Annotated in this window: 13 protein-coding genes and 1 pseudogene; 8 read left to right on the plus strand and 6 right to left on the minus strand. The window is 72.2% G+C overall.

Features of this window, described 5'->3' with window-relative positions:
- The first annotated feature begins 93 nt into the window (after positions 1-93).
- Complete coding sequence (locus NKJ47_RS20620) at positions 94-1,923, plus strand: monovalent cation:proton antiporter-2 (CPA2) family protein (protein ID WP_254459561.1); 1,830 nt, start codon at positions 94-96, stop codon at positions 1,921-1,923.
- 736 nt (positions 1,924-2,659) lie between these two features.
- Here NKJ47_RS20620 and zwf read toward each other — a convergent pair.
- Both zwf and NKJ47_RS20630 read right to left on the minus strand, forming a co-directional pair.
- Positions 2,660-4,477: a glucose-6-phosphate dehydrogenase gene (zwf, locus tag NKJ47_RS20625; RefSeq protein WP_254459562.1), complete on the minus strand. Its 1,818-nt coding sequence runs from the start codon at positions 4,475-4,477 to the stop codon at positions 2,660-2,662.
- Complete coding sequence (locus tag NKJ47_RS20630) at positions 4,474-6,264, minus strand: glycoside hydrolase family 15 protein (protein WP_254459563.1); 1,791 nt, start codon at positions 6,262-6,264, stop codon at positions 4,474-4,476. The genes zwf and NKJ47_RS20630 overlap by 4 nt, the downstream gene beginning before the upstream one ends.
- Before the next feature lie 121 nt (positions 6,265-6,385).
- Between NKJ47_RS20630 and NKJ47_RS20635 the strand changes: the two genes are divergently transcribed.
- Positions 6,386-7,096: a response regulator transcription factor gene (locus NKJ47_RS20635; RefSeq protein WP_254459564.1), complete on the plus strand. Its 711-nt coding sequence runs from the start codon at positions 6,386-6,388 to the stop codon at positions 7,094-7,096.
- Between the two features lie 54 nt (positions 7,097-7,150).
- Here the strand turns inward: NKJ47_RS20635 and NKJ47_RS20640 are convergent, their stop codons facing one another.
- Entirely contained in the window at positions 7,151-8,527 is a 1,377-nt protein-coding gene (locus NKJ47_RS20640) for a sensor histidine kinase (RefSeq protein WP_254459565.1), read from the minus strand.
- Positions 8,528-8,739: 212 nt separating this feature from the next.
- On the opposite strand from NKJ47_RS20640, the gene NKJ47_RS20645 reads away from it, so the two are divergent.
- Complete coding sequence (locus NKJ47_RS20645; protein ID WP_254459566.1) at positions 8,740-11,067, plus strand: YadA family autotransporter adhesin; 2,328 nt, start codon at positions 8,740-8,742, stop codon at positions 11,065-11,067.
- 64 nt (positions 11,068-11,131) lie between these two features.
- The gene (locus tag NKJ47_RS20650; RefSeq protein ID WP_254459567.1) at positions 11,132-13,018 is read left to right on the plus strand and encodes a S8 family peptidase; all 1,887 of its coding nucleotides are present in this window, start codon (positions 11,132-11,134) and stop codon (positions 13,016-13,018) included.
- A gap of 207 nt (positions 13,019-13,225) precedes the next feature.
- Here NKJ47_RS20650 and NKJ47_RS20655 read toward each other — a convergent pair whose 3' ends face one another.
- From NKJ47_RS20655 to NKJ47_RS20665, 3 genes are all read right to left on the minus strand, one after another.
- Positions 13,226-13,576, minus strand: coding sequence for a hypothetical protein (locus NKJ47_RS20655; RefSeq protein WP_254459568.1), 351 nt, complete (start codon positions 13,574-13,576; stop codon positions 13,226-13,228).
- A 243-nt stretch (positions 13,577-13,819) separates the two neighbouring features.
- A complete protein-coding gene (locus NKJ47_RS20660; protein WP_254459569.1) occupies positions 13,820-17,131 on the minus strand; it encodes an ankyrin repeat domain-containing protein in 3,312 nt (1,103 codons plus the stop codon).
- On the minus strand, positions 17,124-17,384 hold the full coding sequence (locus NKJ47_RS20665; protein ID WP_017909431.1) for a YcgL domain-containing protein: 261 nt from the start codon (positions 17,382-17,384) through the stop codon (positions 17,124-17,126). Before NKJ47_RS20665 ends, NKJ47_RS20660 begins: the two co-directional genes overlap by 8 nt.
- A gap of 218 nt (positions 17,385-17,602) precedes the next feature.
- On the opposite strand from NKJ47_RS20665, the gene NKJ47_RS20670 reads away from it, so the two are divergent.
- The 4 genes and pseudogenes from NKJ47_RS20670 to NKJ47_RS00005 form a co-directional block, all read left to right on the plus strand.
- Positions 17,603-18,802, plus strand: a complete 1,200-nt coding sequence (locus tag NKJ47_RS20670; RefSeq protein WP_254461488.1) for a beta-ketoacyl-[acyl-carrier-protein] synthase family protein — start codon at positions 17,603-17,605, stop codon at positions 18,800-18,802.
- An 8-nt stretch (positions 18,803-18,810) separates the two neighbouring features.
- Entirely contained in the window at positions 18,811-19,584 is a 774-nt protein-coding gene (locus NKJ47_RS20675) for a beta-ketoacyl synthase chain length factor (protein WP_254461489.1), read from the plus strand.
- Positions 19,581-20,402: a glycosyltransferase family 2 protein gene (locus NKJ47_RS20680; RefSeq protein WP_254459570.1), complete on the plus strand. Its 822-nt coding sequence runs from the start codon at positions 19,581-19,583 to the stop codon at positions 20,400-20,402. The genes NKJ47_RS20675 and NKJ47_RS20680 overlap by 4 nt, the downstream gene beginning before the upstream one ends.
- Positions 20,399-21,358: pseudogene (locus NKJ47_RS00005) on the plus strand (NAD(P)/FAD-dependent oxidoreductase); the annotation flags it as partial. The gene NKJ47_RS20680 and the pseudogene NKJ47_RS00005, both read left to right, overlap by 4 nt.
- Positions 21,359-21,446: the final 88 nt, after the last annotated feature.

The raw sequence follows: 21,446 nt of genomic DNA on the forward strand, positions 1-21,446 counted from the left end.
CCCAAGGATTCGCGACGCAGCGGGCACCCGCATATGCGCGCGTCAGCAGACGGTCGCCTTGGCGGCCGCATAATGCGGCGATGGAGACGACTCGTGCATAGCGGCGGCCTGGAACTGGCGCTGGTCCTGCTGCTGGCCGCGGTGATCGCGGTGCCGGTGTTCAAGCGGCTGGGCCTGGGCGCGGTGCTGGCCTACCTGGCTGCGGGCGTGGTGCTGGGGCCGGACGGGCTGGGCTTCGTGCAGGACACCGAGCGCATCCTCAACGCCGCCGAGATCGGCGTGGTGATGCTGCTGTTCCTGATCGGCCTGGAACTGTCGCCGGCGCGGCTGAAGCTGATGCGGCGCGCAGTGTTCGGCGCCGGCAGCGCGCAGGTGGCGCTGACCGCGCTGCCGCTGGGCGCGCTGGCGCTGTGCATGGGCCTGAACTGGAAGAGCGCGCTGGTGATCGGCCTGGCGCTGGCGCTGTCCTCCACCGCGGTGGGGCTGCAGTTGCTGGCCGAACGCAAGGCGCTCAACAGCGACTACGGCCGGCTCGGCTTCGGCATCCTGCTGTTCCAGGACCTGATCGCGATCCCGCTGCTGGCCGCGGTGCCGCTGCTCGGCGGCGCCAAGAACGACACGCTGACCTGGTCGGAAGTGGGCCAGGCGCTGGGCGCGCTGGCCCTGGTGGTGCTGTGCGGGCGCTTCGTGCTGCGCCACCTGTTCCGCACGGTGGCGCGCACACGCATGCCCGAGGTGTTCACCGCCAGCGCGCTGCTGGTGGTGCTGGGCAACGCCTGGTTCCTGCAGAAGGCCGGGCTGAGCCCCAGCCTGGGCGCGTTCCTGGCCGGCGTGCTGCTGGCCGATTCGGAGTTCCGCCATGAGCTGGAAGCGCAGATCGAGCCGTTCCAGGGCCTGCTGCTGGGGGTGTTCTTCATCGCCGTGGGCATGGGCATCGACCTGGACCGCATCGTCGCCGAGCCGTGGCTGATCGCCGGCGCCGTGGCCACGCTGCTGCTGGTCAAGTTCACGCTGCTGGCCGGCATCGGCCGCGTGCTGCGCCTGCCCTGGCGCAGCGCGCTGCTGTTGGGCAGCCTGCTGTGGCTGGGCGGCGAGTTCGCCTTCGTGGTGTTCACCGAGGCGCAGCGCGTGCGCCTGCTCGACGACGCCACCCACGACCGCCTGGTCGCGGTGGTCGGCGTGTCGATGGCGCTGACGCCACTGCTGCTGATCGGCATGCAGCGCCTGCTCGGCGGCAGCGAGGCCGGCAAGGGCAAGCGCCCGCCGCCGCCGGACGCGCAGTACGACGCCGTGGACGCACAGCGCGCGCAGGTGCTGATCGCCGGCATGGGCCGCTTCGGCCAGATCGTGGCGCGCCTGCTGACCGCGCAGCGCATCCCGTTCGTGGCGCTGGAACACAATCCGGACAGGGTGGAGGACCTGCGCCGCTTCGGCAACCAGCTCTACTACGGCGACCCCAGCCGACCGGACCTGCTGCGTGCGGCCGGCAGCGATGACATCCGCATCTTCGTGGTGGCGATGGACGACCCGGAGACCAACATCAAGACCACGCGGCTGATCCGCCGGCTCTACCCCACCGCCAAGGTGCTGGCGCGCGCGCGCAACCGCCAGCATGCCTGGCGGCTGATGGACCTGGGCGCCGAACCGTTCCGCGAGGTGTTCGCCTCCAGCCTGGAACTGAGCGAGCAGGTGCTGCTCGGCCTCGGCCTGGACGCGGCCACCGCCCACGACCGCATCGCCCGCTTCCGCGAGCACGACATGCAGCTGCTGCGCGCCCAGCACCTGGTCTACGACGACGAGGCCGCGGTGGTGCAGACCGCCCGCGCGGCGCGCGCCGACCTGACCAAACTGTTCGAAGCCGACGTCAACGATCCCTCGGTTGGGCCGACGGATGCGCCAGGCACGGGACCACAGCGCAGTTGATGCCGGGGGCTTGGGTGTGGCTGTGGCCACATGGCCAGTGGTATTGCAGGCGTGCGCTGCGATGTACGCACGCGACGGGAACGCGCTGGGAGGTGGATGCATCGCCAAGGTGCGGCGTGGCGCGGGGGCCGTCCAGCATGGTCGCGTCGCGGCTGAAGCCGCTCCGACAGGTGCGTTCGATAGCGTCCGCCGAGGTGAAGGATTACTGGCTGTGACGACGAGGGCGACGAACCCCTGGCAATGCACATGTCCGATCCGCCAAGACCAATGCACTCGTTGCCCGGCTCGTTGAAGCCCGTTTTCATCACGCGCGCGTTCGGCGCCCGCGCCCTGTCCGCCACCCGCCAACCTTCAATGTGGGAGGGGCTTCAGCCCCGACTGCAGTATCCCGCCGTCGTCGCTGCCCGCTCCTCGTCATGGAGGCTTCCCCGTGCGCTGACGCTGAGTCGCGTCGCGGCTGAAGCCGCTCCCACAGGTGCGGCCGATAGCGTCCGCCACGGCGACCGATTGCTGCGCTGTGACGACGGGGGCGACGGGCGACTGAGCCCGACGATGCATGCCCGATCCGCCAAGACCACGTTCGGCGCCCGCGCCCTGTCCGCCGCCTGCCGACCTTCCCGTGTGGGAGGGGGCTTCAGCCCCGACTGCACCATCCAACCGCGGTCCCTGCTTCCCGTTTCGCCGCAGAGCACTGCCGCGGGCGCCGGCGCTCAGGCAGGCGCTCGGACACGCCCCCTCATCGTGCGCGCGACGGACGCCGGGCACGGCTGCCCGCGGCAGGCTGCGTCGCCTTCTTTGCGGCGCGCTTGACCGCTTTCTTCGCGGCGTTCTTGGCGACCTTCTTCACCGCAGGCGTCTTCGTCGCTGGCGACGAGGCGGCCTTGCGCCTGGTCGACTTGCGCGGCGCGGTGGAATCCGAGGGATTGGCCGCCTTTGCCACGCTGCGCTTGGGCGCCGGGGTCACCGGCTGGGTCTCGGTGGGGGTGGGCGATTCCGGCGGACGCCGCGGTGGTGGCCGGCGGCCGGGGGTCAGGGTACGCCAGGTGTGGCCGCCGTTGAGCGCCAGCAGCGCGTCGGCGGCGGCTGGGCCGGCGCTGCCGGCCGGGTACTGCGGGGTTTCGTCGGCCGAGGTCTGCCAGGCATCGAGGATGGGCTGCACGATGGTCCAGGCCGCCTCGACCATCGTCGCATCCTGGAACAGCCCGGCCTCGCCGTGCATGCAGTCCTGCAGCAGGCGCTCGTAGCCCACCGTGTATTCCTTGGGGAACCAGTCGCGGTAGCGGAAATCCATGCGCACCGGTGCCAGGCTGACCCGCGCGCCCGGGCGCTTGACGTCGAACTGCAGCGAGATGCCCTCGTCGGGCTGGATGTGCAGCACCAGCCAGTCCGGGCCGTAGCCGCCGATCTCGGCGCTGCGCAGCGGCGCCAGCGGCGCCGGCTTGAAGCGGATCGCGATCTCGGTGGTGCGCTCGCGCAGGCGCTTGCCGGTGCGCAGGTAGAACGGCACGCCGGCCCAGCGCCAGGTGTCGACCTGCAGCTTCATCGCCACATAGGTCTCGGTGTTGGAATCCGGCGGCACCGTGTCTTCCTCGCGGTAGCCGGGCACCGCGTTGCGGCCGATCGCACCGGCCGCGTACTGGCCGCGGACCACGTCGGCCGGGCTCAGCGGCCGCACCGCCTCGATCACCTCGGCGCGCCGGCGCAGCATCGACGCCGGGGTGAACGCGGCCGGTGGCTCCATCGCGATCATCGCCAGCAACTGGAACAAGTGATTGGGCACCATGTCGCGCAGGCAGCCGGTGGGATCGTAGAAGCCGCCGCGGCCCTCCACGCCGATCGTCTCGGCCGCGGTGATCTGCACGTGGTCGATGCGGTCGCGGTTCCACACCGGCTCGAACAGACCGTTGGCGAAGCGGAACGCGAGGATGTTCTGCACCGTTTCCTTGCCCAGGAAATGGTCGATGCGGAACACCTGGTCCTCGCCGAGCACGCGGCCGACGATGGCGTTGAGCTCGCGCGCGCTCTGCAGGTCGTGGCCGAACGGCTTCTCCACGATCACCCGGCGCCAGCCGCCGCCGATGCCCTGCCGCACCAGCCCTGCCGCGCCCAGCCGTTCGATCACCGGGCCAAAGAAGCGCGCGGCGGTCGCCATATAGAACAGCACGTTGCCGCCTGTACGATACTGCGCGCCGATCTTCTCCAGCATGCCGCCGAGCGTCTGGTAGGTGGCGGTGTCGTCGAATTCCGCCTGCAGGTAGTACAGGCGCGAGCGCAACCAATCCCATACCTCCTCATCCAGGCCGTCGGCCTTGAACTCGGCGTCGCGGTCGGCGAGCAGGCCACGCATGCTGTCGCCGAGCGAGCGCCGCCAGCCGGCCTCGCTGATCTGGCCGTGGTCCACGCCGATCACCGCGAACTGCTCTGGCAACGCGCCGCTGTGGCGCAGGTTGTACAGCGCGGGCAGCACCAGTCGCCGGGTCAGGTCGCCACGCGCACCGAACACCACGATCAGGCATGGCGGGGTGGTCTGCGGGGTCCGGGTCGCATCGCTCATGGGAGGGTTTCCTGTTTACCGATCAAGCCGTGCAGGCGCAACGCCGCGTGGACCAGTGCCACGTGCGAGTAGCCCTGCGGAAAATTGCCGAGCATGCGGCCGCTGCGCGGATCGTATTCCTCGGCCAGCAGGCCGACGTCGTTGCACAGGCCCAGCAGGTGCTCGAACAGCGCGCGCGCCTGCTCGTTACGGCCGAGCAACACGTAGTTCTCCACCAGCCAGAAGCTGCACGCGACGAACGTGCCCTCGCCGGCCGGCAGGCCGTCGCCGCTGTCCTCGTCGGCGCGGTAACGCTCGACCAGGCCATTGATGCTCAGGCGCTGGGCGATCGCATCGACCGTGGCCGCCACGCGCGGATCGTCAGGCGGCACAAAGCCCACCAGCGGGATCAGCAGGGTCGCCGCATCCAGGCGGTCGCTGCCATAGCTCTGCACGAAATAGCCGTCCGCGTGCACGCCCTGCGCCAGCACCTGTTCGCGGATCTCGTCGGCCACCGCGCGCCAGTGCGCGCGTTGCGCAGCATCGGCGTCGGTGACGCCGTCGCGGGCGCCGCAGTCGAACGCCAACCAAGCCATTACCTTGGAGTGCACGAAATGGCGGCGATGGTCACGGATCTCCCAGATGCCCTCGTCCGGCTCGCGCCAGCGCTGCTCCAGCACCTCCAGCAACTGCCGCGCCAGCGAGCGGCCGTGCACCGCGCTGGTCATGCCTTCACGGTGGCCGTGATGGAACGCGGCGATCACCTCGCCATACACGTCGAGCTGGAACTGACCGACCGCGGCATTGCCGATGCGCACCGGTGCGGCGCCTTCGTAGCCTGGCAGCCACTCCACCTCCCATTCGGACATGCGCCGCTCGCCGCCGATGCCGTACAGCGCCTGCAACTGGTCCGGCGAACCGGCCACGGTGCGCTGCAGCCAGGCATGGAAGGCCGCGGCCTCATCGTCGTAGCCGGCGGCGCGCAGGGCGTTGAGGGTGAACACCGCATCGCGCAGCCAGCAGAAACGATAGTCCCAGTTGCGCTCGCCACCCAGGCGTTCGGGCAGCGAAGCGGTCGGCGCGGCGACGATGGCGCCGGTCGGCAGGTAGCTCAGGCCTTTCAGCACCACCAGCGAGCGTCGTACCGCCTCGGTCCACGGGCCGGCATGCAGGCAGCGGTGCGACCAGCCGTGCCAGAACGCCTCGGTCTGCGCCAGCGCCTGTTCGGGCGCCAGCAACGGCGGCAGCTCCAGGTGCGAGGCGCCGTGGCTGAGCACGAACCAGGTGCTTTCGCCGGCCTCCAGCGCGAACTCGGCCTCGGTGGCGAAGCCGTGGCCGTGCATGGCCTGCGGGCTGCGCAGCGCGATCTGGTCCGGCCCGGCCACCGCCTGCAGGCCGCCGTCGATCTGCGACACCCAGGGGATGGTGCGTCCGTAGTTGAAGCGCAACTGCAATTGCATGCGCAGCGGCACCCGGCCGTGCAGGCCGCGCACGATCCGCACTACGTGGCTGTGCAGCACATCGTCGTGGCTGGCGACCATGAAGTCGAGCAGCGCCACCGTGCCGGTCTCGGTCTCGAAGCGCGTCTCCAGCACCAGGCTGCCGTCGCGATAGGCGCGGGTACTGGTGTAGGCGCCCTGCGGGGCGATCGCCCAGCGGCCATGGTCGGGTTCGCCGAGCAGGGCGGCGAACAGGGCATCGGAATCGAACCGTGGCAAACACAGCCAGTCGATCGAACCGTGGCGGTCCACCAGCGCCGCACTGCGGCAGTTGCCCAGCATGGCGTAGTCTTCGATTCGCGAGGCCATCGTGGGGGCCGAGACGGAGGAGCCTCGAGTCTGCCAGCGCCGGTGTTTGCGTTGCGTAATCGCCGCGAGGTGCCGTTCAGGCGCGCGCAAGCCGGCGGCTGCGGCTACACTGCGCCTGCGCATGACTTCCGATCCCGCTGCCGCCGCCCTGCGCACCCTGGTCCTGGAGGACGATCCGACACTGCGCGACCGCATCCTGGTGCCGGGCCTGCGCCGCTTCGGCTTCGTCGCCGACGGCTGCGGCACCGGCGCGGAACTGCAGCAGCGGGTGCAGCGCGACGGTGCCGAGATCGTGGTGCTGGATGTCGGCCTGCCCGACACCGACGGCTTCACCCTGGCCGGCGTGCTGCGCCAGCAGTACCCGGACCTCGGCATCGTCATGCTGACCAGCCTGGGCCAGACCGAGGACCGCATCCGCGGCCTGACCGGCGGCGCCGACGCCTATCTGTCCAAGCCGGTGGAAATCGACCTGCTGGCCGCGACCCTGCACAGCCTGGCCCGACGCGTCAGCGGGCGGCCGCCGGCGGCGCCGGCACGCGGGCGCTGGCAGGTGAGCGAAGACGGCTGGTGCCTGCTGTCACCGTCCGGCGCCGCCGCCGCGCTGACCGGCAGCGAACGCCGCCTGTGCCTGCGCCTGCTCGAACAACCGGGCCTGCTGGTGGCGCGCGAGGCGTTGATCGCCGCGCTCACCGACCGCGTCTACGACTTCGACGCGCACCGCCTGGATTCGATGGTGCACCGCCTGCGCAGCAAGGTGCAGCGCCGCTGCGGCGAACCGTTGCCGCTGGCCGCCGTGCACGGCCAGGGCTACATCTTCGATCCCGCCGGCTGACGCGCCCCGCGCCGGCGCGCGCCGCGTGGCGCGGGCCGTCGAGGCCGCCCAGTCCTACGCCGGCGCCGACACAGACGCCGGCACCGCATCGGCACGCGGCAGCACGATGCGGAAGCGCGTGCCCACGCCCACCGTGCTGTGCACCTGGATCCGGCCGCCGGCGCGCACCACCAGGTCGCGCACCACCGCCAGGCCCAGGCCGGTGCCGCTGTCGGCCGGCTTGGTGCTGTAGAACGGCTCGAACACCTGTGCGGCCACCTCCGCCGGCATGCCGTGGCCGTCGTCGGCGACCTCGATGACGGTGCCATCGTCCGCGCTGGACACGGCGATGTCGAAATGGCCGCGGTCGGCGATCGCGTCGCGGCTGTTGGAGGCCAGGTTCAGCAGCATCAGGTCGAACTGGCTGCGCTCGAAGCGGATCGGCGCCGGCGTTGCCGGGAGCGTGCAGCGCAGCACGATCCGCGCTTCCAGCAATTGCCGCAGCATCGGCTGCAGGGCCTCCACCGCCGTTGCCGCGTCGAAGCGCTCGACATGCTCGGCATCGCGGCGGCTGAAGCGCAGCAGCCGGCGCACGATGGTCATGCCGCGTTCGGCCGATTCCTCCACCGCCGCCAGGCTGTCCTCCAGTTGCGCGATGCGCTGCGCGTCGCTGGCGAGGTCGTCGTCGTGGCGCGCGGCGGCGAAGCCGGACATCACCGCCAGGATGTTGTTGAAGTCGTGGGCCAGGCCGCTGGCCATGCGCTCGGTGATCTCGCGTTTCTGCGCATGGATCAACTGGGTCTGCGCGCGTTCGCGCTCGTGCATTTCCTGCTGCAGGCGCTGGCCGCGCGCGTTGGACTCGCGCAGGCTCTCGCGCAACGCCTCGGTGGTGCGATCCAGCAGCAGCGCCACCAGCAGGTAACTGAACAACACCGGCAGTACGTTGAAGAAGGCCTGGGCGGGCGCGTCGGCGCGGTCCAGCAGCGCATCGTGGCCGACGCCGACGCCGAGCATCAGCAGCAGCGCCGCGAACGTCACCCACAGCGCGCGACGCCCGAGCACCAGGCCGGCCAGGATCAGCACCAGCATCTGCGCCAGTTGGTCCGGCAATTGCCGCTGGAACCCGTGGATGGCGGCGTTGACCAACAACGAACCGAGCAACGCCCCGAGCAACAGGCGCACGCCACTGCGCAAGGCGCCATGGCGCACGCGCACGAAACCGATCGCCGCGCACACCCCGATCAGCAGGCTCATGCTCAACGAGATGATCAGCCCGGGCTGCACCGGTTGCCCGCGCAGCTGCGGCCACGCCAGCAGCAGCGCAATCACGATGGTGATGGGAATGGTCACCGCCAGGAACAGCAGCAGCAGTTGGATCACGCGCGCATTGCGCCGGTCCACCTCGTCCATCAACGGCGCGCGGCCCAGCCAGTTCCAGAAGGACTTCGCCATGCCGCCGTGCTCCATTCCCGTTCAGTGAGAATCCGATGCTGATCGTGCGAGAACTTGCGGGTGACAAGCCGGTGACGGCGGGCCTAAGTTCGCATGACGGAACGCGCCAGGGGACGACGGCGCGGCTCCCAGACCACTCCTGACCGAGGCGGAGGCGCACGCGCGCCGCCGACGTCATCTTCTGCCCTGCCGTTTTTCAGCCCGAGATCGCCATGAACGAATGCACTTCCCTGCACGGTGCCACCGCCCGTCATCCGATGCCCCGCGCCTACAGCACCCTGGCCCTGGCCTGCGCGCTGTGCCTGGCCTCGACGGCCATGGCGCAGACGTCCACCGCGACGGCGCCGGCCGGCTCGACTCACACCGGTACCGACGCCACGGCCAGCGACACCAGCGCGACCCCCGCCGCGACCACCTACGATCCCAGTGTCTACTTCAAGGCCACCGGCAGCGCCGACAGCAACGCCGGCGCCGAGGCCGATGGCGACGAAGCGCTGGCCGCCGGCGAGGCCGCCTCGGCGGTGGGCACCGGCACCATCGCGATCGGCGGCGGTGCGGTCAGCTATGCCAACCACGCCCTGGCGGTCGGCCACAACAGCCTGGCCACCGAGATCTCCACCACCGCCGTCGGCGGCATGCTCGATGTGGATTACGCCTATCTGTCCGGCGGCGTGACGATCCTGCAGCAGACCTCCGCCACCGGCATGGCCGCGACCGCGCTGGGCGCCGGCGCCCAGGCCAGCGGCAAGTTCAACGTGGCCGCCGGCGCCGGCGCGATCGCCAGCGACCGCTCCAGCGTCGCCGTCGGCGGCATCGTCGACGTGGGCGAAGACGGCTTCAGCTCGGAAGGCATGCAGTTGCAGGCCACCCAGGCCACCGGTCCGCTGTCCACCGCGCTGGGCGGCGGCGCGCTGGCCACCGCCTACAACGCGACCGCGGTCGGCGCACTGGCCGAGGCCAGTTCGCAGCGGACTGTGGCCGTCGGCTCCACCGCGGTCGCCAACCAGTACGCCGCCGTCGCCGTCGGCGCACAGAGCCAGGCCACCGCCGAATGGGCCACCGCCTTCGGCAACGGTGCACGCGCCTGGGGCGCCCACAGCGTGGCCATCGGCCCCAGCGCGTTCGCACAGAGCGACGACGGCACGGCGGTCGGCCCGGCCGCGCTCGCCCTCGGCGTCGGCGCCACCGCGCTCGGCAACGGCGCCTGGGCCGGAGGCACCCGCAGCCTGGCCCTGGGCGGGGCGATGGTGTGGAACGGCGAATTCTTCCGTGACACCCCGGTGCTGTTCTACGACAGCATCGCCATGGGCACCGGCGCGGACGTGTTCGGCGACCAGTCGATCGCGATCGGCCCCGGCGCCCGCGTCGGCAACTCGCAGTTCGTCAACGGCCAAACGACCATCACCAACCACAGCGTGGCGCTGGGCGCCGGCTCGGTCAACGAGCGCGACAACACCGTGTCCATCGGCGCGACGGGCAGCGAGCGCCAGCTCACCAACCTGGCCGCCGGCACCCTGGACACCGATGCGGTCAACCTGGCGCAGCTGCGCAACGTCGCCGCCGCGTTCGGCGCCGGCAGCGTGGTCGACGCCAACGGCACCCTGATCGGTGGCAACTACCTGGTACAGGGCAACCACTACACCGACCTGGGCTCGGCGATGGGCGCGCTCGACACCGCGTTGACCGGCTTCGGCAACCGCCTCAACACGCTCGGCGGTTCCGGCGGGATCAGCGTCGGCGGCGGCGACGGTGTATCCATTGCGCCGAGCACCGGTGCCGGCACCAATGCCGTGGCCGTGGGCTCCGGCGCCACCGCCAACGGCAACAACGGCCTGGCGATGGGCGCGCAGGCGCTGGCCTATGGCCCCAACGACACCGCCATCGGCGGCAATGCCCAGGTCAACGCCGACGGCAGCACCGCGGTCGGCGCCAACGCCCGCATCGCTGCGGTGGCGACCAATGCGGTGGCGCTGGGCGAAAGCGCCAGCGCGTCGGCGGCCTCGGCCACTGCGCTCGGCCAGGGCGCCTCGGCCAGTGCCGCCAACTCGGTGGCGCTGGGCCAGGGTTCGGTCGCCGACCGCGCCAACACGGTGTCGGTGGGCAGCGCCGGCAACGAGCGCCAGGTCGCCAACGTCGCCGCCGGCAGCGCCGACACCGATGCGGTCAACGTGGCGCAGCTGCGTGCCGGCAACAGCGCCACCCTGAGCAGCGCCACCGCCTACACCAATACCCGCATCACCGCACTGGACGACAGCTTCAACCAGTTGCGCACCGACACCGAACACCGCCTCGACGGCATGGACCGGCGCATGGACAAGCTGGGCGCGATGAGCGCGGCGATGCTCAACATGGCAGTCAACGCCGCCGGCACGCAGAGCCCGCGCGGGCGCGTGTCGGTCGGCGCCGGCTTCCAGGGCGGCCAGCAGGCGTTGTCGGTCGGCTACGCCCGCAAGCTCGGCGCGCGCGCCTCGTTCAGCCTGGGCGGCGCCTTCAGCAGCGGCGAGTCCTCGGCCGGCATCGGCGTGGGCATTGACCTGTGATGCAACGCGGCGCCGCACGCGCCGCCGTTTTCTTTCTTCTCACTTCTCTTTCCAGGATCCGCAGATGATGTCTTCCAATCCGCTCGCAGCTGCCCTCGCCGCCCTCCTGTTCGCCGGCGCCGCGCAGGCCGCGACTCCCACCATCGGCCTGGGCGGCGTGCAGGGCCCGGTGCCGCAATCGGCCAACCCCGGCGACCTGGGCCAGCGCTTCATCGTCAAGACCCGCGACGGCGGCGCCCAGGCGCGCAGCCTGCTCGCCACCACCCTGAGCAGCGCGGTGGCGCGCAGCGGCATGCAGCGCGCGCAGATCAGCGGCAATGGTCTGACGTTGCGCAGCGCGGTCAGCGCCAAGGTGCTGCGCGACATGGCGGTGCCGGGCTGGCACGTGGTGCAGACCTCGCGCCACCTCAGCGACAGCGAGCGTACCGCCTTCATCAACGAACTCAAGGCCGACCCGTCGGTGGTGTCGGTGCAGGTCGACCGCCTGTACCGACGCCTGGACGAGGCCAGCGTGCGGGTGCCGGCGGCCATCGCGGCCGCCGCCTCCACCACCCCCAACGATCCGGCCTACGCCAAGCTGCAGTGGAATTTCCACGACCCGGTCGGCGGGGTCAACGCCGAGCAGGGCTGGACCCGCTCCACCGGCAAGGGCGTGGTGGTGGCGGTGGTCGATACCGGCGTGGTCAAGGACAACCCGGACCTGGCCGCCAACGTGCTGCCCGGCTACGACATGATCACCGACCATCGCGTCTCGCGCCGCGACGCCGACGGCCGCGTGGCCGGCGGCTACGACCTGGGCGACTGGGTCGAGGCCGACTACTGCAATGCGCTGGGCGGGTCCGGCAACGCCGCCGAGCCGAGCTCGTGGCACGGCAGCCATGTCTCCGGCACCATCGCCCAGGTCACCAACAACAACCTGGCCACCGCCGGCCTGGCCTACGACGCCAAGATCGTGCCGGTGCGCGTGCTCGGCTCCTGCGGCGGCTTCGGCAGCGACATCGCCGACGGCATGCTGTGGGCCGCGGGCCTGCCGGTGGCCGGCCTGCCGACCAATCCGAATCCGGCCGAGGTGATCAACATGAGCCTGGGCAGCGGCGGCCCGGACACCTGCCCGCAGATCTACCAGGACGCGATCGACCAGATCAACGCCAAGGGCACGATCATCGTGGTCGCCGCCGGCAACTCCAACGCCAACGCCGGCACCTACACCATGTCGTCCTGCAACGGCGTCATCAGCGTCGGCGCCTCGCGGGTCAACGGCGGCCGCGCCAGCTACTCCAACTACGGCACGCGCGTGGACATCGCCGCGCCGGGCGGCGGCGGCGACGTCGACGGCAATCCGAACGGCTACATCTTCCAGGTGATCAACGGCGGCACGCAGAGCCCGACCGGCGACTGGCAGATCGGCGGCATGGCCGGCACCTCGATGGCCTCCCCGCACGTGGCCGCGGCGGTGGCGATGGTGCAGAGCGTGGCCAAGACCCCGCTCAGCTGGACCGGCATGCGCGACCTGCTGCGCGCCAGCGCACGGCCGTTCCCGGTGGCGATCGCCACCACCACGCCGATCGGCGCCGGCATCCTGGACGTGGACATGCTGCTGCAGATGGCCACCACCCCGCAGTGCGATCCGTCGGACAGCAGTTGCGTGCCGCCGACCAAGACCCTGGTCAACAAGGTGGAGATGCGCGGCATCGGCAGCCAGGGCGGCGACGCGCTGTACAGCTTCCAGGCCACGGCCGGCACGGTGGTCAGCTTCATGACCTTCGGCGGCACCGGCAACGTGGCGATGTACGTGTCCGCGGGCAAGACGCCGACCAGCAGCAGCTACGACGCGCGCTCCACCCGTGCCGGCACCACGCAGACGGTGCGCCTCACTCCATCCAGCACCACGACCTACTACGTGCGGCTGAGCGGCAGCTACAGCGGCCTGACCGTGGTGGCGCGGCAGTAACCGCGCCTGCGCAGCGCAGCGCCGTCATGGCGCTGCGCCCGATCGGCTCGGCGTCAGTGGCGCGCAAATCCACCCGCCCCGCGTCGCCGTGGCCGCACGCGAGACCGCGCGCGATCGCTAAGAGCGTGCAACGTGACGCGCCGCGCCGAGGCCGTCGCGGCAGGCACCGGACCAGACGTGGCCGCCACCCGCAGCCGTCGCGTCCGGTTATTGCGTGGTCCAGGAGGGGAACCTCTCCAGCGACACTTCGCTGACGACGCAAAACCCATTGCTATCGACGTTGTCGCCGATCACCGGCCCCACATGCACGTTGCGGTTGTTCGCCAGCGCGGTGAGCAGCGTGGCCTGGATTTCCTTGAAAAAGGCATTGTCCCGTTTCAGGATCAGCACGGTTTTCCCGTTGCAGGTCGTGCCGGACGGCAAGGCGACGCCGACGCTCTGGAAGAAGCCACTGGCCACCGAGGTGATCGGGCCGTAGTAGCCGGTGGAGCCATTGAGTTCCGTGGCGAACGCCGGAGAGGTCGCCAGTACCGCCAGCCACAGCGCCTTGCATTTCATCAAGTCGATTCCCTGGAAAGATGGAGGCTCCATTCCGAATGCCGACGTCCTGGGCATCGCCCGGCGCGCGAAGTCGGTGTGGGTTCGGCGACGATGATGCCGCATCGGGATGCCGCGCGGCCAGCGCTGGCGCGGCCGCGGACCGCCCCCTGCGGGTCCGCCTCTCGGCGGCGACGGCGACGCTCCGCGGCACGATCGCGGGTGCGCGCGGCGACCACCGCGCGCATGCCGGGCCGCTCCCCGTCAGCGGCTCTCGCGCAGGAACCGGGCCATCGACGACACCCCCGGCAGCGCCGGCTGGAACTGCCCGGCGACGTCGACGAAGCCGCGCATCACCGCGATCTCGCGCGGGGTGCGGTTCAAGGTATCGCGCAGTTCCGGATCGGCGCCGGCGCGCAGCAGGCGCTGCACCAGCAGCGGCAGGCCGTGCAGCGCGGCCAGGTGCAACGGGCCGAAGCCGCGCGGATCCTGCACTTCCAGGCTGACCTCCTCGTCGAGCAGGCGCTCGACGCCGGCCAGCACCACCGGCTCCTCGCAGGCCGTGCCCGGTTCGGCGCGCGCGCCCAGCAGCAACAGCAGCGGCGTCACCCCGCCGGCGGAAGCGCGGTCGGCCTCGGCGCCGGCCAGCAGCAAGGTGTCCAGCAGCGCCAACAGGCGCGTCTTGTCGCGCGCGGTGAAGCCGTACAGCGCCGCGCAGTGCAGCGGCGCCAGTTGCTGGGCATCGCCGGCATGCACGTCGGCACCGGCCGCCAGCAGCCGCGCGGCGATGTCCGGCAGGCCCAGCGCGCAGGCCAGCATCAGCACGGTGACCCCGCCCGGCAGGCGGTGTTCGATCTGCGCGCCGGCCTGCAGCAGTGCCGCGACGATCTCGGTCTGGCGCATGCTCACCGCCGCCGACAGCGGCGTGGCGCCGCTGGCCGCGGCGTGCTGCAGGTCGGCGCCGCGCGACAGCAGCAGCTTCACCGCCGCGGCATGGCCGCCGCCGGCGGCGCGCAGCAGCGCGGTGCAGCCCTGCGCGTCCACCGCATCCACCGGCAGGCCCAGGTCGATCAGGCGGCGGATCGCCTCGGCGTCGCCGACCATTGCCGCGGCCGGCACGTCGGCCTCGCGCAGCGGGCGCCGCGGCAGCGGCCAGGTGCGCCAGTCCAGCCAGTCGGCCAGGTCGCGGCGGCCGCTGGCCAGGGCCACGCCCAGCGGGGTCTGGCCGTCGGCGGCGCGCGCGTCCGGCGAGGCGCCCTGCTGGATCAGCAGTTTCAGCGAGGCCTCGCGGCCCAGCGCGGCGGCCAGGTGCAGCGCGGTCATGCCATGGCTGTCGCGCGCCTCGCGGTCGGCGCCGCGCTCGAGCAACTGCAGTTGCAGGCGCAGCCAGCCCAGCCGCACCGCCAGCGACAGCGGCGGATCGCCGGCCGGCGATGGCGCGAACGGATCGGCGCCGCGCTCGAGCAGTTCCAGGGCGAACTGTTCCAGCGCGCGCGAGGCGTGATCGTGCTGGGCGCAGGCGGCGAGCAGCCGGGTCAGGCCGCCGCGGCCGGCCGGCGACACGCCATGGCGCAGCATCGCCTGCAGGCTGGGCACCGCCTCCACGCCGCGCGAGAGCAGCGCGAACATCGGGGTGTCGCCGCAGGCGTCGAGCACCTCCGGCGCGGCGCCGTGCGCCAGCAGCCAGTCCACCGCCTGCGCGTTCAACGCCAGCGAGGCATCGTGCAGCAGCGCGCCCAGTTCCTCGGCCGCGCACAGCCGCGCCAGCGCGGCCAGGCCCTCGCGCGGCTGGCCCAGTTGCAGGCCCTCGCGCAGCAGTTCCAGCGGCGGCCGGTCGGGCAGGCCGGCGGGGCCGGTCTCGCCCTGGCCGTCGCTGACCGCGGCCGGCAGCGGATAGTCCGGGTCCAGCGCGGACACGATCGCCCAGCGCCCGGCCTCGGCGGCCAGGTCGACGGCGCGGCGGCCGCTGTGGTCCGGCTGCGCCGGCGCCACGCCCAGCTCCAGCAGGCGCCGGATCAGGCCGGGGGCGACGTGGTCGGCGGTGCAGGCCAGCAGGATCGCGTTGCGGCCGTCGGCGTCGACCGCGGCCAGGTCCGGCTTGTGCGGCAGCAGCCGTTCCAGCACCGCCACGCGGCCGTGGCGGGCGGCTTCCAGCCACGGCGTGCGGCCCAGCGCGTCGCGCGCTTCCAGGTTGGCGCCGGCGCCGAGCAGGGCCTGCACGATCTCCACGTGGCCGGCCTGCGCCGCCTCGTGCAGCGCGCTGCGGCGCTGGCGATCGCGCGCGTCGACCCGCGCCTTGTGCTTGAGCAGCAACTGCACGCCGGCCGGATCGTCTTCCTCGGTGCCGGCCGCGGCCAGCAGCACCGGGCTGGCCTCGGCGGGCTCCGGCTTGGCCCCGCGCTCGAGCAGGAACTTGGCCATGCGCCAGTTGCCGACCTGGCAGGCCACCGCCAGCGGGGTCAGGCCGTCGCGGCTGGCCGCATCCAGTTCGGCGGCGGCGTCGCGCAGCAGCGCGGCCACGCCGGGGTCGGAACTGCGCGCGGCGTGGTGCAGCGGGGTATTGCCGTCGCCGTCGCTGGCGCGCGGGTCGGCGCCGTTGGCGAGCAGGGTCATCACCGCTTCCGGGCGGCCATGCCAGCTGTCGCGGGTGGCGGCCAGCAGCGGGGTCATGCCCAGGTGCGGACGATTGACGTCGACCCCGCGCACGATGAGTTCGCGCAACAGGCGCAGGTCCGGCAGCACCGCCGCCAGCACCGGCAGGCTGCGCTGGTCGCGCCACTCGGCGGCGGGCAGCGCATGCGGATCGGCGCCGGCCTGCAGCAGCTGCAGCGCACGATCCACGCGGCCGCCACGGGCCGCCTCGTACAGCGCCGCATGCAGTTCGTCCTGCGCCGGCGCCGGCTCGTCCGCGTGCGGCGCGGCGCTGAGTTCGGCGAACAGGTCGGCGGAGGACACCGGCGGGGTCAGCGGCTGCGGCGGCGCCACCCGTTGCAGGCCGGCATGCAGCAACGGCGACAGCAGCGCGTAGGCCAAGGCCAGCGGCCAGCGCGCGGCGTCGGCGAGCAGCCCCGGCCAGGCCAGCACCACGCCGAGCCCGGCCAGCACCAGCACCAGCGCCGCCACCGCCAGCCCGCGCCAGGCCTGCACGTCCTGCTGCGCCAGCGCGTGCCAGCGCGCGCCCAACGCGCCGCCCTGGCAATCGCTGGCGTGCCACAGCGGCCAGGTCCGCCACAGCCCGAGCAGCGCGGCGCTGGCGGCCACGCTCAGCGCCAATGCGGCGGCCAGGCTGCCGCTGTCGTGCAGCGCCGCCAGCGGCCAGGCCACCAGCACCGCGACCAGCGCCATGCCGCCGGCCCACAGCACCAGCAGCGGCGCCACCGCGCCGACCAGCTCGCGCGCCGCGCGCGGACGCGGCCGGCTGCCGCGCTGCCAGGACAGCGCCAGCGCGAACGCCGGTTGCGCCAGCCAGGCGCCCAGCGCCGCGGCCAGCGGGCCGAATCCGGCGGCCAGCGCCAGCACCGCGCCGAGCGCGGCGGCGAGCATCGGCGCACGCGCGCGGAGAAAGGAGTCAGTCATCGTGTCGATCGGTGGTGCCGGGCAGAGACGGCGGCAATTGCAGATGGAAGCCGCAGCCGGCGAGGTTGGCGCGCACCGCGGCCGGATCGGCGCGGGCCAGCGTGCGTTCGGCGGTCAACGCCACCTCGAGCACGAACGCCAGCGGCTGCAGCGACGCCAGCAACGCCGGCGGCAAACGGCCGAAGTCGTCGCGGGCGGCGAGATACAGATAGGTGTCCGGCTTGCGTTGGCTTTTGTAGACGTAGGCTTGCATGCCCGTGGCGTGCGCCTGGCGTGGAAAGGCAAGCGATTGTGGAGGAAATGCGCCAGCGGCGAAAGCGCACGCCGGCCCTGCGCTGAACGGATCCAGGGCAAGCGCGCCATTCACGTTGGCGTTGCGGGTGTTTCACGGCATGACCGAATGCGTCGATATACTGCGGCAATTGCCCTTGTATGGAATACCGCGTGACCGAAGCGTCCTCGTCGCCCCGCATGGCCCCGGTGGCCATCCGTGCCTACACCGCGACCAACGCGCTCGGCAGCGGACTGCAGGCCCAGGCCACGGCGCTGCGCGAGGGCCGCAGCGGCCTGCGCCGCAACGATTTCGGTCCGCAACCGCTGCAATGCTGGATCGGCCGGGTGGACGCGCTGGAAACCGCCGCGCTGCCGCCGGCGCTGGCCGCGTGGGAATGCCGCAACAACCGCCTGGCCTGGCTGGCGCTGCAGCAGGACGGCATGGCCGACGCCGTGGCCGCCGCGGCGCAACGGCATGGCGCCGACCGGGTGGCGGTGGTGATGGGCACCTCCACCTCCAGCATCGGCGCCAGCGAGGAGGGCTACACCCGGCTCGATCATGACGCGGACGGCCCGCGCCTGCCCGCCGATCTGGACCGCCCGATCGTGCACACCCCGCATTCGCTGGGCGATTTCGTGCGCGCGGCCACCGGCCTGCGCGGCCCGTGCATCACCGTCGCCACCGCCTGCTCGTCCAGCGCCAAGGTGTTCGCCCAGGCGGCGCGGCTGATCGCCGCCGGCGTGGTCGATGCGGCGCTGGTCGGCGGCGTGGACACGCTGTGCGGCAGCGTGCTGTTCGGCTTCAACTCGCTGCAGGTGGTGTCGCCGGAACCGTGCCGGCCGTTCGACGCGCGCCGGGTCGGGCTGTCGCTGGGCGAGGCCGGCGGCTACGCGCTGCTGGAACGCGCCGATGCCGCCGATGCGCCGCCGGCGCAGGCGCTGCTGTGCGGGTACGGCGAGTCCAGCGATGCGCACCACATGTCCGCGCCGCATCCGCAAGGCCTGGGCGCCGGCCTGGCGATGCGCGGCGCACTGCAGCGCGCCGGCGTCGACCCGGCCGAGGTCGGCTATCTGAACCTGCACGGCACCGCGACCCCGGCCAACGACAGCGTCGAGGCCGCCGCGGTGGCGGCGTTGTTCCCGCCCACCCTGCACGCCAGTTCGACCAAGGCCTGGACCGGGCACACGCTCGGCGCCGCCGGCATCGTCGAGTCGGTGTTCGCGCTGCTGGCGCTGCGCGACGGCCTGCTGCCCGGCACCCTCAACAGCGAACTGCCCGATCCCGCCTGCGGCCCGCAGATCCGTTTCGCCACCGCCCATGCACAGGTCCGCTACGCGATGAACAACTCCTTCGGCTTCGGCGGCAACAACTGCTCGCTGCTGTTCGGCCGCGCATGAGCACGCCCATGCTGCGCGCGACGATCGAAGGCATCGGCTTCTGGGCGCCCGGGCTGCCCTCGTGGACCGTGGCGCAGGCGTTCGCCCGCGGCGAGAGCGCACTGCTGGAGACGCCGGCACGGCCCTCGCCGCAACTGCTGGCGCCGAACGAACGCCGCCGCGCGCCGGACACGGTGGCGGTGTCGCTGGACGCGGCGCTGGCCGCCTGCCAGGACGCCGGCCGCGACCCGGCCACGCTGCCGTCGGTGTTCACCTCCACCCACGGCGACCTGGCGATCACCGACTACATGTGCACCACCCTGGCCAGCGAACCGCTGTCGGTCTCGCCGACCAAGTTCCACAACTCGGTGCACAACGCCGCCGCCGGCTACTGGACCATCGGCGCCGGCGCCACCGCCGCGGCGACCGCGATCAGCGCGCACCACGGCAGCTTCGCGCAGGGCCTGCTGGAAGCGCTGTCGCAACTGGCCGCGGGCGAAGACGCGGTGCTGCTGGTCGGCTACGACAGCCGCTCGGTCGGCGCGCTGGGCCGCATCGCGCGCAGCGAAGGCCTGCTCGGCGGTGCGCTGGTGCTGAGCGCGGGCGCACGCGACGGCAAGCCGCAACTCCAGGTGCAACTGCGCGACGGCAACGCGCCGGTCGGCGATGGCGCGCTGGCGCAGCATGCCGCGGGCAACGCGATGGCGCCGATGCTGCCGCTGTTCGACGCACTGGCGCTGGGCGGCGGCTGCGTGCTCGACGCAGGCGGCGGCCGCTGCCTGCAAGTGGAGTTGCGCGCATGAGCCGCACGCCGCTGACCGCCGCCGACGCCGCGATCCTGATTCCGGCCCTGAACGAACGGCTGCGCATCCGCGAGGTGGTCAGCGCCGCGCTGGCGCACTGCCCGCGGGTGATCGTGGTCGACGACGGTTCCGACGACGGCACCAGCGATTGCATCGCCGACCTGCCGGTGACCGTGCTGCGCCACCCGCAGCGCCGCGGCAAGGGCGCCGCGCTGCGCAGCGGCTTCGCCGAGGCGCAGCGCCAGGGCGCGCGCGCGGTGATGACCATGGACGGCGACGGCCAGCACAGCGCCGCCGACTTCCCGCGGCTGCTGGCCGCGGCCAACCGCCATCCCGGCTGCGTGATCGTCGGCGCGCGCCTGCGCAAGCGCGCCAGCCAGCCGCCGATCCGCCGCATCGGCAACGATTTCGGCGACTGGGGCATCGCCTGGGGCTGCGGCTTCCGCCTGGTCGACAGCCAGAGCGGCCAGCGCCTGTACCCGCAGTCGGTCTATACCCTGCCCGACGTGCCCGGCGAAGGCTTCGTGTTCGAGGCGCAGCTGCTGATCTCGGCGGCGCGCCAGGCCGGCGCACGGGTGGTGGCGGTGCCGATCGAGACCCGCTATGCCAACCAGACCCCCGGTAGCTTCCGCAAGAGCCACTTCCGCCTGGTGCGCGATCTGTGGAAGATCACCTCGCACGTGATCGTGCAGGTGTGGACCTACGGGCACGTGGTGCGCGAGTACCGGCGCACCCGCGCCAACCCGGTGCTGATCGACGACGCCGACGGCACCCTCGACCCGGCGCCCCTGGCCGTCGGCAAGGAAAAGACGACATGAACGCAGCGCAGGCGGATGTGGCGATTCTGGGCGGCGGACTGGCCGGACTGACCCTGGCGCTGCAGTTGCGCCAGCGCGACCCGCAGCTGCGCATCCGCGTGCTGGAACGGCGCGCGCACCCGGTGCGCGAAGCCGCGTTCAAGGTCGGCGAATCCTCGGTGGAGATCGGCGCGCACTATTTTTCCGAGGTGCTGGGCCTGCGCGAGCACCTGGATGCCGAGCAGATCCGCAAGTTCGGCTTCCGCTTCTTCTTCTCCGACGGGCGCACGGACATCGACCAGTGCACCGAGCTGGGGGTGAGCCAGTTGCTGCCCACCCCGTCGTGGCAGATCGACCGCGGCCGCTTCGAGAACTTTCTCGGCGAACGCGCGCGCGCCCTCGGCGTGGAGTTCCTCGACGGCAGCACGGTGCGCGGCGTCGACCTGGCCGAGGACGCCGGCGACCACTGCGTGCGCTACAGCCGCGACGGCGCCGACGCCCGCCTGCAGGCGCGCTGGGTGATCGACGCCAGCGGCCGCGCCGGCCTGCTCAAGCGCAAGCTCGGCCTGGCGCAGGACAACGCGCACCAGGCCAACGCGGTGTGGTGGCGGGTGGACGGGCTGGTCGATCCCAACGGCTGGTCGCAGGACAGCGCCTGGCTGCAGCGCTGCACGCCGCCGGACCGCTGGCGCTCGACCAACCACATGTGCGGCCCCGGCTACTGGTTCTGGCTGATCCCGCTGTCCTCCGGCGCGCATTCGCTGGGCATCGTCTGCGATGCCGCCCTGCATCCGCTGGAGACCATGAACACCCACGCCAAGGCGATGGACTGGCTGCGCACGCACCAGCCGCAGGTGGCCAGCACGCTGGAGCGCAGCGAGCACACGGTGCAGGACTTCCTGTTCCTGCGCGACTTCTCCTACGGCTGCAAGCAGGTGTTCTCGGCGCAGCGCTGGGCGCTGACCGGCGAGGCCGGGGTGTTCCTGGACCCGTTCTACTCGCCGGGCAGCGACTTCATCGCCATCAGCAACACCTACATCTGCGAACTGATCGGCCGCGAGCGCG

This window comes from Xanthomonas sacchari, from assembly GCF_024266585.1.
Lineage (GTDB): Bacteria > Pseudomonadota > Gammaproteobacteria > Xanthomonadales > Xanthomonadaceae > Xanthomonas_A > Xanthomonas_A sacchari_C.